16 protein-coding genes are annotated in these 15,045 nt (G+C 63.0%); 11 read left to right on the top strand and 5 right to left on the bottom strand.

Going from position 1 to position 15,045, the window contains the following annotated elements; translation table 11 throughout:
• The first annotated feature begins 68 nt into the window (after nt 1-68).
• The 6 genes from hemF to rng all read left to right on the top strand — a co-directional run bounded on the left by hemF (nt 69) and on the right by rng (nt 5,051).
• A complete protein-coding gene (gene hemF, locus FNZ07_RS19450; RefSeq protein WP_091018437.1) occupies nt 69-992 on the top strand; it encodes an oxygen-dependent coproporphyrinogen oxidase in 924 nt (307 codons plus the stop codon).
• Nucleotides 993-1,068: 76 nt separating this feature from the next.
• Nucleotides 1,069-1,806: a nicotinate-nucleotide adenylyltransferase gene (locus FNZ07_RS19445; protein WP_091018439.1), complete on the top strand. Its 738-nt coding sequence runs from the start codon at nt 1,069-1,071 to the stop codon at nt 1,804-1,806.
• A 2-nt stretch (nt 1,807-1,808) separates the two neighbouring features.
• Nucleotides 1,809-2,312: a ribosome silencing factor gene (rsfS, locus tag FNZ07_RS19440; protein WP_091018441.1), complete on the top strand. Its 504-nt coding sequence runs from the start codon at nt 1,809-1,811 to the stop codon at nt 2,310-2,312.
• Nucleotides 2,313-2,381: 69 nt separating this feature from the next.
• Nucleotides 2,382-2,852: a 23S rRNA (pseudouridine(1915)-N(3))-methyltransferase RlmH gene (rlmH, locus tag FNZ07_RS19435; protein ID WP_091018443.1), complete on the top strand. Its 471-nt coding sequence runs from the start codon at nt 2,382-2,384 to the stop codon at nt 2,850-2,852.
• A 96-nt stretch (nt 2,853-2,948) separates the two neighbouring features.
• A complete protein-coding gene (locus FNZ07_RS19430; RefSeq protein ID WP_091018445.1) occupies nt 2,949-3,572 on the top strand; it encodes a Maf family protein in 624 nt (207 codons plus the stop codon).
• A gap of 9 nt (nt 3,573-3,581) precedes the next feature.
• Nucleotides 3,582-5,051, top strand: coding sequence for a ribonuclease G (gene rng, locus FNZ07_RS19425; RefSeq protein ID WP_091018448.1), 1,470 nt, complete (start codon nt 3,582-3,584; stop codon nt 5,049-5,051).
• Nucleotides 5,052-5,087: 36 nt separating this feature from the next.
• Here the strand turns inward: rng and FNZ07_RS19420 are convergent, their stop codons facing one another.
• The 3 genes from FNZ07_RS19420 to FNZ07_RS19410 form a co-directional block, all read right to left on the bottom strand.
• Entirely contained in the window at nt 5,088-6,002 is a 915-nt protein-coding gene (locus FNZ07_RS19420) for a hypothetical protein (RefSeq protein WP_143098158.1), read from the bottom strand.
• A gap of 246 nt (nt 6,003-6,248) precedes the next feature.
• A complete protein-coding gene (locus FNZ07_RS19415) occupies nt 6,249-6,602 on the bottom strand; it encodes a helix-turn-helix domain-containing protein (protein ID WP_245811715.1) in 354 nt (117 codons plus the stop codon).
• Nucleotides 6,571-7,833 carry a type II toxin-antitoxin system HipA family toxin gene (locus FNZ07_RS19410; protein ID WP_091018454.1) on the bottom strand — a complete coding sequence of 421 codons (1,263 nt, stop codon included), beginning with the start codon at nt 7,831-7,833 and terminating at the stop codon, nt 6,571-6,573. Before FNZ07_RS19410 ends, FNZ07_RS19415 begins: the two co-directional genes overlap by 32 nt.
• Before the next feature lie 189 nt (nt 7,834-8,022).
• On the opposite strand from FNZ07_RS19410, the gene FNZ07_RS33690 reads away from it, so the two are divergent.
• The 3 genes from FNZ07_RS33690 (at nt 8,023) to FNZ07_RS19400 (ending at nt 9,761) form a co-directional block, all read left to right on the top strand.
• Nucleotides 8,023-8,175, top strand: coding sequence for a hypothetical protein (locus FNZ07_RS33690; protein ID WP_170275795.1), 153 nt, complete (start codon nt 8,023-8,025; stop codon nt 8,173-8,175).
• Between the two features lie 48 nt (nt 8,176-8,223).
• The gene (locus FNZ07_RS19405) at nt 8,224-8,547 is read left to right on the top strand and encodes a hypothetical protein (protein ID WP_091018456.1); all 324 of its coding nucleotides are present in this window, start codon (nt 8,224-8,226) and stop codon (nt 8,545-8,547) included.
• A 296-nt stretch (nt 8,548-8,843) separates the two neighbouring features.
• The gene (locus tag FNZ07_RS19400; protein WP_170275794.1) at nt 8,844-9,761 is read left to right on the top strand and encodes a glycosyltransferase family 9 protein; all 918 of its coding nucleotides are present in this window, start codon (nt 8,844-8,846) and stop codon (nt 9,759-9,761) included.
• 58 nt (nt 9,762-9,819) lie between these two features.
• On the opposite strand, the gene msbA is transcribed toward FNZ07_RS19400, so the two are convergent.
• Together msbA and FNZ07_RS19390 are read right to left on the bottom strand one after the other, a co-directional pair.
• Nucleotides 9,820-11,601, bottom strand: a complete 1,782-nt coding sequence (msbA, locus tag FNZ07_RS19395) for a lipid A export permease/ATP-binding protein MsbA (protein WP_091018460.1) — start codon at nt 11,599-11,601, stop codon at nt 9,820-9,822.
• Nucleotides 11,602-11,728: 127 nt separating this feature from the next.
• Nucleotides 11,729-13,000, bottom strand: a complete 1,272-nt coding sequence (locus tag FNZ07_RS19390; RefSeq protein ID WP_091018462.1) for an O-antigen ligase family protein — start codon at nt 12,998-13,000, stop codon at nt 11,729-11,731.
• Between the two features lie 150 nt (nt 13,001-13,150).
• On the opposite strand from FNZ07_RS19390, the gene FNZ07_RS19385 reads away from it, so the two are divergent.
• Nucleotides 13,151-14,146: a glycosyltransferase family 2 protein gene (locus FNZ07_RS19385; RefSeq protein ID WP_091018464.1), complete on the top strand. Its 996-nt coding sequence runs from the start codon at nt 13,151-13,153 to the stop codon at nt 14,144-14,146.
• A 67-nt stretch (nt 14,147-14,213) separates the two neighbouring features.
• Nucleotides 14,214-14,990 carry a glycosyltransferase family 2 protein gene (locus FNZ07_RS19380; RefSeq protein ID WP_091018466.1) on the top strand — a complete coding sequence of 259 codons (777 nt, stop codon included), beginning with the start codon at nt 14,214-14,216 and terminating at the stop codon, nt 14,988-14,990.
• The last annotated feature ends 55 nt before the right edge of the window (nt 14,991-15,045 follow it).

Below are 15,045 nucleotides of genomic sequence, written 5' to 3'. Positions count from 1 at the left end.
CCGCCTGCCGGCCGGCACTTCCCTGAACCCGCGGCCACTCAACCGGGCCGCCCAGCAGCCCCGTATTCATGACCGAACCGACCTATAACGTCCAGGCCGTCCGCAGCTGGTTGCAGCAGTTGCAGGCCAACATCGCCGATACGCTCGGTGCCTTCGACGGCCAGCCGTTCGCCACCGACGCCTGGCAGCGCGGCCCCGGCGAAAAGCTGCGCGGCGGCGGTTGCACGCGCATCCTCGAAGGCGGCGCGTTTTTCGAGCGGGCCGGCATCGGCCTGTCGGACGTCGCCGGCGATGCGCTGCCCGCGTCGGCCAGCGCGGCGCGGCCGCAGCTGGCCGGACGCAGTTTCGAGGCGATGGGTGTCTCGCTCGTGCTGCATCCGCACAATCCGCACTGCCCGACCGTGCACATGAACGTGCGTCTGCTGATGGCCACCAAGCCGAACGAAGCGCCGGTGTTCTGGTTCGGCGGCGGCATGGATCTCACGCCGTGCTACGGCTACGAAGAAGACGCGCAGCATTTTCATCGCGTGTGCCGCGACGCGTTGCAGCCATTCGGCGCGGACCTGTACCCGAGCTTCAAGCGCTGGTGCGACGAGTATTTCTTCCTGAAGCATCGCAACGAGACGCGCGGTATCGGCGGAATTTTCTTCGACGACTTTTCGGCGCCGGGCTTCGAGCGTTCGTTCGAGATGGTACAAAGCGTCGGCGACGCGTTTCTGAAAGCCTATCTGCCGATCGTCGAAAAACGCCGCGACCAGCCGTACACGCAGGCCGAACGCGATTTCCAGGCCTACCGGCGCGGCCGCTATGTCGAGTTCAACCTGGTGTTCGACCGTGGCACACTGTTCGGGCTGCAAAGCGGCGGACGCACCGAATCGATCCTGATGTCGATGCCACCCGTCGCCAACTGGCGCTATAACTGGCATCCTGAGCCCGGCACGCCCGAAGCACGCTTGCAAAGCGACTTCCTCGTGCCGCGCGAATGGGTGTGAGTGTGTGTGTTAGTACGATGAGGGCCGCGCGCCGCGCGGCCATTAGACCCATTAGACACACCACCCCGGCGCACGCATTGTCACGACAAAGGATCACGATCTGAATCCGCCCGTTCTTCCCGCTGCCCTGCCCCGCCGGATCGGTCTGCTCGGCGGTACGTTCGATCCGGTCCACGACGGCCACCTCGCGCTCGCGCGACGGTTCGCCGACGTACTGCAACTGACCGAGCTCGTGCTGCTGCCCGCCGGCCAGCCATGGCAGAAGACCGATGTCACGGCGGCACAGCATCGCCTCGCGATGACGCGCATCGCGGCCCGCACGCTGACGATACCTGGCGTGACCGTCAGCGTCGCCACCGACGAAATCGAACACGACGGCCCGACCTATACCGTCGAAACCCTCGCCCGCTGGCGCGAGCGGGAAGGACAGAAGACCTCGCTGGCGCTGCTGATCGGCGCGGATCAACTGGTCAAGCTCGACACCTGGCGCGAGTGGCGCAAACTGTTCGAGTTCGCGCACGTGTGCGCGTCGACGCGGCCCGGTTTCGACCTCGGTTCGATACCGCCCGCCGTGGCGGCTGAAATTGCGGCGCGCGCAGCGAGCGCCGAGGTATTGCAGGCAACACCCTGCGGGCATCTGCTGATCGATACGACACTGGCATTCGACGTCTCGGCCACGGACATCCGCGCACATCTGCGCGAACGGGTCGCACATCATGCGAGCCGTGCGGGCAACGAGGCGGGCCAGCCGGCCAGCCACGTTCCCGCAGCCGTGTGGGACTATATTCTTCAACATCATCTGTACCACCAGTAAATATGGATATACGCAAACTGCAACGCGCGATCGTCGACGCTCTCGAAGACGTGAAAGCGCAAGACATCCGGGTGTTCAACACCACCCACCTGACCTCGCTGTTCGATCGCGTGATCGTCGCGAGCGGCACGTCGAACCGGCAAACCAAGGCACTCGCATCGAACGTACGCGATAAGGTCAAGGAAGCCGGCGGCGAAGTGATCAGCACCGAGGGCGAAGACATCGGCGAATGGGTGCTGGTGGATTGCGCCGACGCGGTCGTCCACATCCTGCAGCCGGCGCTGCGTCAGTACTACAACCTCGAAGAGATCTGGGGTGACAAGCCGGTGCGCATCAAGCTGTCGACGCCGAACCCGTTCGGCGGTGCGCAGGCGAGCGGCCCGTTCGACGATGAGGACGAGGACGACGCGCCGGTTGCCAAGGCCGCGAAGGTTGCCAAGCCCGCCAAAGCCGCCAAGCCTGCGACAGCCAAGCCCGCCCGCAAGGCGCCCGCGCGGCGTAGCTAGCATGGTGCAACCGCGCCGGCGCGCCATGCGGATCGCCGTATGGCACGTCGACGTAGCCTCACGTACGCCATGAAATTGCACATCCTCGCGGTCGGTCACAAGATGCCCGACTGGATCGCAGCCGGCTTCGACGAATACACGAAGCGCATGCCGCCCGAGCTGCGCATCGAGTTGCGCGAGTTGAAGCCCGAGCAACGCTCGTCGGGCCGTTCCGCCGAAAGCGTGATGGCCGCCGAACGTCAGCGCATCGAAGCCGCCCTGCCGAAGCAGGCGCGCATCGTCGCACTCGATGAACATGGCAAAGACTGGACCACGATGCAGCTCGCCGCCGCGTTGCCGGACTGGCAGCAAGGCGGGCGCGACGTAGCGTTCCTGATCGGCGGTGCGGACGGGCTCGACCCGGCGCTGAAATCGCGCGCCGATATGTTGCTGCGACTCTCCAGCCTCACGTTGCCGCATGCGATGGTGCGCGTGCTGCTCGCCGAGCAGCTGTATCGCGCGTGGACCATTACGCAGAATCATCCTTATCATCGCGCGTAGTGCGGGCGACGTGCTGTGCATGCCGCACGTATAGCGCAGTCGTACCGTGCAGTTGTGCTGCGCCGCAACCGTTACGCGTCCTCCGGAAACGCCGCCATGTCATCCGCCGAACTCTATCCCTTCGTCTATCTCGCCTCGCAGAGTCCGCGCCGCCAGGAATTGCTGCAACAGCTCGGCGTGCGCTTCGAACTGCTGCTGCCGCGCCCCGATGAAGATGCCGAAGCACTCGAAGCCGAACTGCCCGACGAAGCCGCGCACGACTATGTGGTGCGCGTCTGCGCAGCGAAGGCACAGGCTGCACGCGCGCGCCTTTTGGCAAGCGGTCGTACGCATGCGCCGATCCTCGTTGCGGACACAACCGTCACGATCGACGATGCGATTCTCGGCAAACCCACCGACGCCGATGACGCGTTCGCGATGCTCGCGCGCCTCGCTGGTCGCGACCACGATGTGCTGACAGCAGTCGCTGCAATCAGCGCCGACGGCGCGCTATTACCCACCGTGCTGTCCCGCTCGCGCGTACGCTTCTCCGCGGCCCCGGAGCAGATGCTGCGCCGCTACATAGCGACCGGCGAACCAATGGGCAAGGCAGGCGCTTATGGCATACAGGGACGCGCCGCGGAGTTCGTCGAACATATCGGCGGGTCCTATTCAGGTATCATGGGTTTGCCGCTTTTTGAGACCGCTGCGCTGTTACGCGCAGTGCGCATCGACTTCTAGAACAAAACCATGAACGAAGAAATCCTGATCAACGTCACCCCTCAGGAAACGCGCGTCGCGCTCGTCCAGCAGGGCTCGGTCCAGGAGCTTCATGTCGAACGCACGCTGTCGCGCGGACGGGTCGGCAACGTCTATCTCGGCAAGGTCGTGCGCGTGCTGCCCGGTATGCAATCGGCCTTCATCGACATCGGTCTCGAACGTGCCGCGTTCCTGCATGTCGCCGACATCTGGCATCCGCGTACCGAAGGTGACCCGCAGCGTCCTGTACCGCATCAACCGATCGAGAAGATCGTGTTCGAAGGACAGACGCTAATGGTGCAGGTGGTCAAGGATCCGATCGGCACCAAGGGCGCGCGCCTGTCGACCCAGGTCAGCATCGCGGGACGCACGCTCGTCTATCTGCCGCAGGAACCGCATATCGGCATCTCGCAGAAGATCGAAAGTGAGACCGAACGCGAAGCGGTACGTGCGCGCCTGACGGCCGTGCTGCCGGTGGACGAAAAAGGCGGCTACATCGTGCGCACGATCGCCGAAGATGCGACCAGCGATGAACTCGCCTCCGATGTCGCCTATCTGCGCAAGACGTGGGTGACGATCCAGTCGCAATCGCAACGCATGCCGCCCACCACCCTGCTCTACCAGGACCTGAATCTCGCGCAGCGCGTGCTGCGCGATTTCGTCAACGACGAGACGACGCGCATCCAGGTCGATTCGCGCGAGACCTTCCAGATGCTGTCCGACTTCGCGGCGGAGTTCACGCCCACGGTGTCGCCGAAACTGCACCACTACACCGGCGAACGGCCGCTCTTCGATCTGTACAACATCGAGACCGAAATCCAGCGGGCGCTGTCGCGGCGCGTCGATCTGAAGTCGGGGGGTTATCTCGTCATCGACCAGACTGAAGCGATGACGACGATCGATGTGAACACCGGCGGCTATGTCGGTGCGCGCAATTTCGACGACACGATCTTCAAGACCAATCTGGAAGCCGCGCATACGATCGCACGCCAGTTGCGGCTGCGCAACCTGGGCGGCGTGATCATCATCGACTTCATCGATATGGAGAACGTCGAGCATCGCGACCAGGTGCTCGGCGAACTGAAGAAAGCGTTGTCGCGCGATCGTACGCGCGTGACGGTGAATGGTTTCTCGCAACTCGGGCTCGTCGAGATGACCCGCAAGCGCACGCGTGAATCGCTCGCGCATGTGCTGTGCGAGCCTTGCCCGGTGTGTCAGGGCAAAGGCCAGGTCAAGACGTCACGCACCGTCTGCTATGACGTGCTGCGCGAGATTTTGCGTGAGTCCCGGCAGTTCAATCCGCGTGAGTTTCGCGTGGTGGCGTCGCAGCAGGTGATCGATCTGTTCCTTGAAGAGGAATCGCAGCATCTCGCGATGCTGATCGATTTCATCGGCAAGCCGGTTTCGTTGCAGGTGGAGTCGAATTTGAGTCAGGAGCAGTACGACATCGTGCTGATGTGATTCGTGCGGCTGCGTCACAGCACGGGCAACAGCCACTCACCCGTACGCCACCGACACCCGACGCAACTGCCGCCAGTCACCTTTCTCGGCGACCTGCGTGTCGAGCGCGCTATGCGGCGACAGGTTCACCATGCGCACGCCGCGACGCTCGAGCAACGCCGCTGCCTCGCGAAATGAAGGCGCGATGAACGCATCGAAATGATCGTCGAGCGAACTCGGTTGCATGGTGCCGGCGGTTTCGTAAAAGCGCGGTGTACGCGCGGCATGACGAAAATCGAGCCCGTGTAGATAGAGCGTATCGAAACCCAGCGAATGAAGAATCTGTAGACCCGTATACGCCACGGTGCGACCATCGAACGTGCCGCGCCGGATATCGAGGCTGAAACCGAGCGCACGCGCTTCATCGAACACGACCAGGCCGTCGCGAGTCTGCGCAGCACGCAGTTCCTGGCGACGCAGCGCGCGCCGGCACGCGGGATAGCGAACGTCTTCGATGAGAAAGACCCGGCACTGCATCTGTTCGAGCGGAAAGTACTGCGCGATGTACCAGAGAACCAGCGGCGTGGCGAACAGCACGAGGCGCTGCTGCATCACGCGGGCCACCAGATCGGGACGGTTTCTCGCGAACCCGGCGTCGACGATGCAGTAGTAGTCGAACTGCACCGGGTGCCGGTCCTGCAACGCGATCGCACCGTTCACGCCCATCACGTGATCGAGATCGAGCGACGCGTAATCGATGTCGCTGATTGAAGGACCCGTCGCGATCAGATGGCAGGCGCCTTTGAATGCGCCGAGCAGCGTGTCCGCATTTTCAATCGGTAATTCGTGGCGCCCGATCCGCATGCGCTGCAAATACCCGCTTTCATGTCGCTCGACAGTAACCGCTCCCCATAAGCGCTCGTTGTGACGGAATGCGCGCGAATGCGTCCAGCGATACAGCAGTTTGAGCATCGTGCCCCGTGCGCGCCGGATCGGGCCGGGCCACGTATAGCAAGGCGGCTTTGACGGCAATTCGATCGCGGGGAGCGCCGGCGTTGCCCGTTCCACTGAAAGCATAGAGAGGTCGTCCAGGATGCATCGGACCATTGCCCGATTAACCGGCGACCAGTCTAGTTCTGTGTGCGATTACGCAGGTTACGGCTAAATCTCGAACCTTTACATATCGTTACAATCTGCCTTTCGTGCCGATCTGAACCATTAGCTCGAGCTTGGCGAAACCGGATTTTTGCGCCTGATCGGAACGAATCCGACACGCAATCCGAACAGCCTCGCAATGCTGTCGAGCGAATCGACGGTTGGGTTGCCGGTTCCGCGCTCGGTGTCCTGGACGACCCGGCGGCTCACGCCCCGGTGCGCGGCGAATTCCGCCTGAGTCAGGCCCGTCATCTCGCGCATCGCTTTCACGGCCTCGGAAATGGTCATGTCACCCCGATCGATTCTTTCGTAGAACGCGAGGCGCAGCGCATTTTGCTCGTCACGGGTAGGTCGGTTTCGGCGCGGCATGAGGGATCTCTGGCGATTAAAGGGCTTGCAGCTGGCGAACCTGCGCATCGACGGAAAGCGCCAGGAACTTGATGATGTCGTGATCGACGCCCTGCTCTTCGAGGACGTCCGGCAGGCGTTCGATCTGCACGGCAAACTGATTCAATCCGCGAGCAAGCATCTGACGCTCAGAGTCAGGCACCGGTAGCGCGACAAGGACATCGGCCCAGTTCGTCAACTCCACCTGGGTGTTGGGCCGATACCATCTGAGCGTTCGGGCAATCCCTTCGGGATCCAGATACATCGGAGCGAAATCGAACAAAGGCGTGAGCTGGACCTGCCCATCGACCCGTTGCACGGCCGTATTGCGCGCGTGGTTATCCGTGTTGCGCATCGCCAGATTGAGCACGTCGCGCTTGATGAATTCGAGCGTCTCGGCTGCGGGATCGGTCACTACCCTGCGGATTGCGGCCGTGACATCGAAAAGGCTTGGGCGCCGGTCAAAACCGGACAGCCCCAGGATCGAGGCCACGCTTTCCTGATGGAGACGCACGACTTTCCCGCCGCGCACGATCCGGTCAAAGCGTGGGATCAGCAGGACATCTCCGTGAAGAGTGGGTAAATCCATGTGCGTGCGGATACCGAGCTCGGCGGCCACCCGCATATAGGCCGCTTCGTTGCGCAGGACCTTGTGGTCGGCCGCACTATTGCCGCGAGGCAGTTTCACGATCAGATGCTGGGTAGCGTCGCCGTCGGGGAGTACCGCGTCGCCGTGCAAAAGGCCCGCCCGGTCATGCGTCAGCAGGTACTTCGGCGCGGCGCCCTGAACGCCTGTGGTGCCGGTGCCCAACATCCCGTGCAGGTGCATCCTTTCCGCGAATTCTGCACTGCGCCCGGCGACATCGTCGATTGTCAGTCCTGGCAGGTCGCGCGCATTCGGGTGCCGCGCCAGGTGCTTCTCAAGGTAATCGACTGCCTCGGCAACCCGAATCCTGCCGACCGGATTGAAGGCGCCTGCACAGATCAGCGGAAAGTCCGCGTCGGGACCATCCGGTAGCTGCAACTGGCCCAACAGGAAGCGACGGCCAGCCCCTTGCGGAACGAGGTCATAGAGGAAGGCTGGCATGGTCCGGGCCGCGCGGATGTCCATATCCACGGGCTCGGCGAGCGATAGCGGGGCATCCGGGTGTTCGAGGGCATACGCCACCAGGTGATTCCACTGGCAAAGCCCACCGTTGAATTCGATCTCGGCGCAGTCGACCCAGCGATCATCCAGGAATATCTGCAGGGTGCAATTCATGGGGAAGACTCCTTGTGCCTCATAAATGTAGCACAATGGAGTGGGAAGCTCTATATACGCATCTTATAAGTGCATTTTATCAAATTGGTACGTTCGAATACCGGGTGACATGTCCCTCGTTTGCCCGGCGCCTTTTCATCCCCATCGCCTAGAATTTCAGGATGAAATACGACGTGAAGGGAGGCTGCCATGGCTGAATCGATGGTCAGCATTGTAGTGGGGCTCATGGTCATCGCCATTGCGGTGATGGTGCTCGGTTCGCACCGCCGCCGCGAACACCGGACAGGCGCGCTGCATCATGACGGTCACCGGCTCTGGGACAGGATGCGGCACCGGCATTGAAGCCGTACCGCAAACCGCGCTAAAGCGCCCTGACCGATGGAGGCGACCATGATCGACGAGTACCGCGAATATGCGTGCTGGCAAACGGCGGAGTACGAAGGCTTCGAGGTCCACGTCGCACCGTTCGCGCAGAATCCGCCCGCCGTTCCACCCGACGTGAAACCGGTGCGCTACACGTATATCGGCTACGTCTGCCACCCCGGAGCGGACCCGGCCATCCCCGGGCATGCGGTACCGTTTCATCCGGACGGCGACGTGAGCTTTGCGAGCGCCGCCGATGCGCTGTTCGAAGCGGTCCACGTGGGCCGGAGCATTGTCGACGGCACGCATCCGGATCTGTCGGTGCTCGCGCTCGTCACCAGTGGCGTGTGACGGCGCTTCGAGCGTATCCCGCCCACTGTACAATCTGGCCTTCGGTCGCTGGGCAGGATGCCACCCATGCGGCCATCAACGACGGCCGCAACGATCAGCCCGCGCTTTCGCCCCGGCATCCTCGATGCCGACGCGCGTCATCCTAGAGAACCATCGGACACCGCCATACTCAAACTACTCCGTCGGTTCACCGCATGCCGTTCGCCCGCAACCGGGTCTGCTCACCACGCCAGTCAAACGAAATTCCAGGTTATTGCTCCATGCGTCTTGCTCCCGGACAGTCCGTCGCGCTCCTGATGTCCCCCCGTCTCGGCGATTCGCTGCTCACGATGGTTGTTGCACACAACCTCGTACGCAACGGTCATCGCGTCGTCGTGTTCGGCGACTACATTCATTCGCTCAAGGACTGGTTCGGATCGTTCGAGGTTCATCCAACCGTGCGTCCGGATGAAGCGCGCAGCCTGCTCGGCGGATTCGACGTGCTGCTGCATGCGTATCCGCCCGACGTGATCGAAGGCACACGTGACTGGCATCCGTGCGTACTCGTGATGGACGAGTGGCCGCGCTACCGGCAGTTGAAAACCATGGTGCAGATCCAGATGGAACTGTGCTCGCTCGACCTCGGTCTCGCCGACGTCGTGCCGGACAACGGACTCGTCCCACCGCCGCATCTACATGCACGCGCACATACACGCCGTGTCGTGATTCATCCCACTGCAAACCTGCCGCGCAAGAGCTGGCTGCCGCAGCGCTTTGTCGCGCTGGCGCTGCAACTACGCGACGACGGCTTCGAACCCGAGTTCGTGATGGCCGCGCACGAACGCAAGGACTGGGACCTGCTCGACCAGCACGGTCTGCCGCGGCCGGCGTTCGCTACGCTCGCCGATGTTGCGGCATGGATCTATGAGTCGGGATGGTTCATCGGCAACGATTCGGGCATCGCGCATCTGGCGTCGAATCTCGGTGTGCCCGCGGTCTCGCTTGCGGTGCGGCGCAAGATCGCGTTGCGCTGGCGGCCGGGCTGGGCGCCGAGCCGGGCGGTCCTGCCGCTGCCGGTACTGCCGGGGAAGATCGCGAAAGACCGGCTATGGAAACACTTCTTGCCGGTGTCGCGCGTGCTCAAGGCGTTTGCCGATCTGCGCAAGGAAACGGGCGACGCGGTGACGACAGCAGGCGAAGCGGATCAGGCGCCCGTCGTTCAGCAGCGCGGTTGAGTTGCACCGCTAGCTGCATGCGCCGGTTGCGCACGCAACTACGATCACCGCAACACGTTCACGCCGCCTGCTGCTGATACTGGATCTTATGCAGATGCGCATACAGGCCGCCCTGTATGAGCAGTTCGTCGTGACTACCCTGCTCCGCAATCTTTCCACCTTCCAGCACGAGAATGCGATCCGCGCGTTCGATCGTCGACAGGCGGTGAGCGATCACCAGCGTCGTACGTCCCTTCATCAGCGTTTCGAGTGCGACCTGCACGTGGCGCTCGGATTCGGAATCGAGTGCCGAGGTCGCCTCGTCGAGAATCAGGATCGGCGCGTCCTTGTAGATCGCGCGCGCAATCGCGAGACGCTGGCGCTGGCCGCCCGACAGGCGCATGCCGTTACCGCCGACCAGCGTATCGATACCGTTCGGCATCGCGTTCACCGTATCCATCAGATTCGCCGCGCGCAGCGCCGCTTCGACGCGCTCGCGATCCGGTGTCTGGCCGTACGCGACGTTGTGGGCGACCGAATCGTTGAACAGCACCACGTCCTGGCTCACCATCGCCATCTGGCCGCGCAGATCGTGCAGATCGTAGTCGTTGATCGGCACGCCATCGACGAGTATTTCGCCGCCCGCCGGATCGAAGAAGCGCGGCAGGAGATTGACGAGCGTAGTCTTGCCGCTGCCCGACGGTCCGGCCAGCGCCACCATTTCGCCCGGCGAGACCTTGAACGATACGCGGTCGAGTGTCGGCCGCTCGGAGGTGCCGTAGTTGAACGATACGTGGCGAAACTCGATTTCGCCGCGCGCATGTTCGAGCCGGCGTTCGCCACCCTGCGATTCTGTCGGCTCGTCGATCAGGCCGAAGATAAATTCGGCGGCGGTCATGCCGCGCTGCAACGGTTGATTGACGTCGATCAGGTGCTTCAGCGGCGAGATGATCAGCAGCATCGCCGTGATGAACGAGACGAAACCGCCCACTGTGGTCTGATCGTGAGACGACTGCACCACGGCTATCGTGATCACGATAGCCAGGGCGATCGACGCGAGGAACTGCGTGAGCGGCTGCGCCAGCCCACCCGAGATCGTCAGGCGCATCGCGTAACCCTTGAGGCGCTTGCTCATCTCGGTGAAACGGCGCATCTCGTACTTCTCGCCGTTATGTACCTTGACGACCTTGTAGCCCGCCACGGTCTCTTCGACGATGTACGACAACTCGTTCGTGAGCGTCTGTTGTTCGCGGTTCAAGTGTCGCAAGCGCCGGTTGATCTTGCTCACCACCCAGCCGATGGGAGGCAGGACCACGGCAACGATCAGCGTCAGGCGCCAGTTCAGGTAGAACAGCCAGCCAAGCAGGCCGACCACCGTCAGCGAATCGCGCACCAGCGTGACCATCACACCCAGCAGCACATTGAGGATCTGGTTGACCTCGAAGACGATCGCGTTGATGACCGTGCTCGCCGTTTCGCGCTGGAAAAACGAGGAGCTGGTGTGGAGCATCCGCTGGAACATGTCGAGTCGAAGCTGCAGCAGGATTCGGTTCGACACGTAGGCGAGCAGATAGCCGGACAGGTATTGCGCGGCGCCCCGCACGACGGCGAGCCCAATCACGGCGAGCGGCACCAGCCATTTCGCATTGGCGTTGCCGTGGGTGCCGAAACCGTGATCGAGCAGCGGTTTGAGCAGCGCTGGGATGCCGGTTTCGGTTGCGGCGACGATAGCCATCGTGGCGATCCCCAGCAACAGAACCACCAAGACCGGTTTGATATACGGCCAGAGACGCTCCAGAACGTCGGTCGACGAAGTACCTTCGTCACCGATGTTCTTGCGCAATGTGTTCCTGGTTTCCAAAAAATGTCCTTGTATCGGGCAATAGCCCCGGCAAGCGCTCGCCGGCGATGCGAAACAGCCTGGCGCAGCCTGGGCGGTGGTGCAGCCCCGCAGCCGGGCTACGGGGCAGTGAATCAGGCGGCCGGCATCAAATGGCCGTCTGCGGTTTGGCTGGCGCGCTTTCGGTGCGCGTCCCGCGGTGAATAATGGCCATCATTGTCGCCCATAGCAGGGCGATCAGCGCGACATTCATGACCGAGGACAATATATCGATGCTCAGACCGAAGATGATCGCCGACCCGCTGACCGCGATGCCGCAATAGGCCGCCGTGGACACCGTCGCATCCGCCGAGCGGTAATGGCGCAGAAAATACGCGAGCGGCCCCCAGTATAAAAGCAGCAGACAGGCGATGCCGAACGTGCCCAACTCGGCGATCGTCGAGAAAAATTCGCTATGCGCGCGCTCGTTGACGATCGCCTGCGACGCTTCGTGGTTATTCGCGAGCGTTTGCAGCGAACTTTCCAGCTTGCCCTTGCCGACACCGAGCACCGGGTTCTGCAAGAACAGATGTGACGACGCGTTCCACAATTGCAGGCGCAAGCCAATCGACGTATCGGCATTGCCATGTTCGAGCTGGTGCAGATCGGACGCCGTATCGCGCAGGCGCTGCTGCACGACATGGGTCGAGAACAGTGCCGCCACGCCCACCACGAGCACGGCGCCGACAATCGCGAGGCGTGCGCGGTGTCGCATCCAGCCGAAGTTCGCGGCCACGAGCCACGCGAACAGCGGCAGCGCGAGCCAGCCGCCGCGCGTGCCCGACAGATACGACGCGTAGCCGCCCGCGAGCAGCGCAAACAGCTTCAGCGGAATCGAAAAACGCCGCGCGAGACCGACGTCCCAGCGGATCGACAGCACCGCGAGAAAGCCGAGCAGCAGCGCCGTGTTGCCGAACGGGATCGGGTTCGTGTAGTAGTTGCCGAGGCGATTCAGATCACCCCAGCTCGCGTTGATACCGCTGATAAAAGCCCACGCGCCCGCCCCAACTGCGCCCGCCGCGCATCCCCAGCCGACGAGCGCAAGGCTGCGGCTCGACACCGTGCAGAACAGCAGGAAGATCGGCAGGCTCAGCACGAGCCGCGACATCGCGTCGAACTGCCGGGGCAGATAGTAATGTTCGAGCAGTTGCTGCAACGGCAGGTACAGCGTGAACGCCAGCATGCTCGCCGTGTACAACGGGTACTTGCGCAACGGTGCCAGATAGCCGTGCTGGCCGCGCATCACGGCGAGGTTGACGAGTGCTACAGCAAGCAGCAGGAAAAAGCAGTAGCCGGTACCGCCACGCAACGTCAGCATCGTCGCGGGCGCCAGAAACAGCAGCACAGCGGCCGCAACGGTGGTAGTTCTGTTAGCGGTCATAGTGCAGCGAAAGAAATCATGTAGTAACCACTGGCCGTCCGGAAAATTTGTCTCATTATAACGGTCCGTCCCCCGCCACTACGGGTTTTGTCCGGATCGAAAGACGAAGATGATATGCTCCGCGGAACCTCCCAATCATGCGATTTCACAATGGTTAACGTCGTACCTGACGGATCCGCGTTTCCGCTCGTCAGCCTGCTGTTGATCACCTATAACCAGGAAGCGACAGTCGCAGCGGCTATCGAAGGCGCGCTGCGGCAGACCTACTCCCCACTCGAAATCATCATCTCCGACGACGCGTCCAGCGACGGCACCTACGCCGCCGCCCAACGCTGCGTCGCCCACTACACTGGCCCCCACACGGTGCAGGTGCGACGCAATCCGTCGAACCTCGGCATCAGCGCGCATCTGAGCCTGCTCGCACGCGAAACCCAGGGCGAACTGCTGTTCATCGCAGCCGGCGACGACGTTTCGCTACCCGAACGCTGCCGTGCGGTAGTCGCCGCGTGGCTGAAAGCCGGGCGCCGCCCCGATTTGATCGCCACCGATCTTTACGATCTCGACACCGACGGCGACGTCCACGACGTGCTCGAAGTCACCGATCTCAGTTCTTACAAAACCTTCCAGGACTGGGCCGAGAAGCGCCCGCACGTAGTCGGCGCCGCGCACACATGGTCGCGACGCCTGTTCGACCGGTTCGGCGAGATGGAAGCCGGTATTTACGGCGAGGACCAGATCATGACGTTCCGCGCGATCATGAGCGGCGGCGCGATGACGCTGCACGAGCCGCTCGTCAAATACCGGCGTGGCGGCCTGTCGCGCAAGCGCGCGTGGCGCTCGTCCGACGAATTCGTCGCGCGCTTCCGGCTCGCCAATCGCAACGGGCTTGGCGAGACGCGCCAGTTGATCCGCGACGCCGAGCGGGTCGGAGTCGGCGAAGGCATGCGCGTCGCGCTCGCCCGCAAGTCGGCCCGCGAGCAATACGCGAGCGCGATATTCGCGAGTGCATCGGTGGGAGAGAAGCTCGCGCTGTTTGGGCGCAGCCACGACGTGTCGTTCGGCTACCGGTTGCGCGTCTTTTTGTACGCGACTTTTCCGTCGCTGTACAAACCCGTGCTCTTCGTAAAGTGGCACCTGCGCCGCTAGCGGCGGCGCTACCGATGTCGATTCCTGTATCGATCTCTTTACCCTGCCTCGATCGCAACGACTGCTTATGGCGGAACCTACTCTCGGCGTAGCGCTGATCGCGCACAACGCGGCTGCACGGCTCGCGCAGTGCCTCGCTGCCGTTTCGTTCGCGAACGACATCGTCGTCGTCGACGGCGGCAGCACCGACGACACCGCCGCGATCGCGCGCGCACACAACGCACGCGTGATCGTCGCCGCCGACTGGCCCGGCTTCGGTCCGCAGAAAAATCGCGCGCTCGATGCGCTCGCCACCGACTGGGTCCTGTCGATCGATACCGACGAAGTGCTCTCGCCGGAACTGGCCGCGTCGATTCGCGACGCGATCCGCAACCCGCGCGCGGAGGTCTATGCGATCGACCGGCTGTCGAGCTTCTGCGGCCAGTGGGTGCATCACAGCGGCTGGTATCCGGACTGGATTCCGCGGCTCTTCAAGCGTGGCGCGGCGCGCTTCTCCAACGATCTCGTGCACGAGCGGCTGGTCTACCAGACCGCCGGGCAGCCGGTCGTCCGCCTCGACGGCAAGCTTCTGCACTACTCGTACGAAGACTTCGAGGCGGTGCTGCGCAAGCTCGACGCCTATTCGAGCGCGGGCGCGCGGCAGCGACACGCGGCGGGCCAGCGGGCGAGCTTCGGTAAGGCACTGGGCCGCGGTGCGTGGGCGTTTTTGCGCACGTATCTGTTGCGCCGCGGGTTTCTCGATGGGCGCGCGGGATTCATGATTGCGCTCTTCAATGCGGAGACGGTTTATTACCGCTTTCTCAAGCTTGATCGGTTGAATCGGGAACGTGACGGGCGGTTGTGACGGGTGCGGTGCGGTTCAGCGTAGCTGGCCGAAGAGCGGCTCGATGAGTTTCAGC

The organism is Paraburkholderia megapolitana, assembly GCF_007556815.1.
Taxonomy (GTDB): Bacteria; Pseudomonadota; Gammaproteobacteria; order Burkholderiales; family Burkholderiaceae; genus Paraburkholderia; species Paraburkholderia megapolitana.
The sequence above is the reverse complement of the archived record's forward strand: the minus strand, read 5'-3'. Positions and strand labels throughout refer to the sequence as shown.

What these genes read in the sequence shown, in the direction of transcription:
- FNZ07_RS19430 (WP_091018445.1), top strand. Translation starts at nt 2,949, where the DNA reads ATGTCATCCGCCGAACTCTATCCCTTCGTCTATCTCGCCTCGCAGAGT.
- FNZ07_RS19415 (WP_245811715.1), bottom strand. Translation starts at nt 6,602, where the DNA reads ATGCGCAGGTTCGCCAGCTGCAAGCCCTTTAATCGCCAGAGATCCCTC.
- FNZ07_RS19400 (WP_170275794.1), top strand. Translation starts at nt 8,844, where the DNA reads ATGTCCCCCCGTCTCGGCGATTCGCTGCTCACGATGGTTGTTGCACAC.
- FNZ07_RS19380 (WP_091018466.1), top strand. Translation starts at nt 14,214, where the DNA reads ATGGCGGAACCTACTCTCGGCGTAGCGCTGATCGCGCACAACGCGGCT.
- rng (WP_091018448.1), top strand. Translation starts at nt 3,582, where the DNA reads ATGAACGAAGAAATCCTGATCAACGTCACCCCTCAGGAAACGCGCGTC.
- FNZ07_RS19390 (WP_091018462.1), bottom strand. Translation starts at nt 13,000, where the DNA reads ATGACCGCTAACAGAACTACCACCGTTGCGGCCGCTGTGCTGCTGTTT.
- FNZ07_RS33690 (WP_170275795.1), top strand. Translation starts at nt 8,023, where the DNA reads ATGGCTGAATCGATGGTCAGCATTGTAGTGGGGCTCATGGTCATCGCC.
- hemF (WP_091018437.1), top strand. Translation starts at nt 69, where the DNA reads ATGACCGAACCGACCTATAACGTCCAGGCCGTCCGCAGCTGGTTGCAG.
- FNZ07_RS19410 (WP_091018454.1), bottom strand. Translation starts at nt 7,833, where the DNA reads ATGAATTGCACCCTGCAGATATTCCTGGATGATCGCTGGGTCGACTGC.
- FNZ07_RS19420 (WP_143098158.1), bottom strand. Translation starts at nt 6,002, where the DNA reads ATGCTCAAACTGCTGTATCGCTGGACGCATTCGCGCGCATTCCGTCAC.
- FNZ07_RS19385 (WP_091018464.1), top strand. Translation starts at nt 13,151, where the DNA reads ATGGTTAACGTCGTACCTGACGGATCCGCGTTTCCGCTCGTCAGCCTG.
- rsfS (WP_091018441.1), top strand. Translation starts at nt 1,809, where the DNA reads ATGGATATACGCAAACTGCAACGCGCGATCGTCGACGCTCTCGAAGAC.
- rlmH (WP_091018443.1), top strand. Translation starts at nt 2,382, where the DNA reads ATGAAATTGCACATCCTCGCGGTCGGTCACAAGATGCCCGACTGGATC.
- FNZ07_RS19405 (WP_091018456.1), top strand. Translation starts at nt 8,224, where the DNA reads ATGATCGACGAGTACCGCGAATATGCGTGCTGGCAAACGGCGGAGTAC.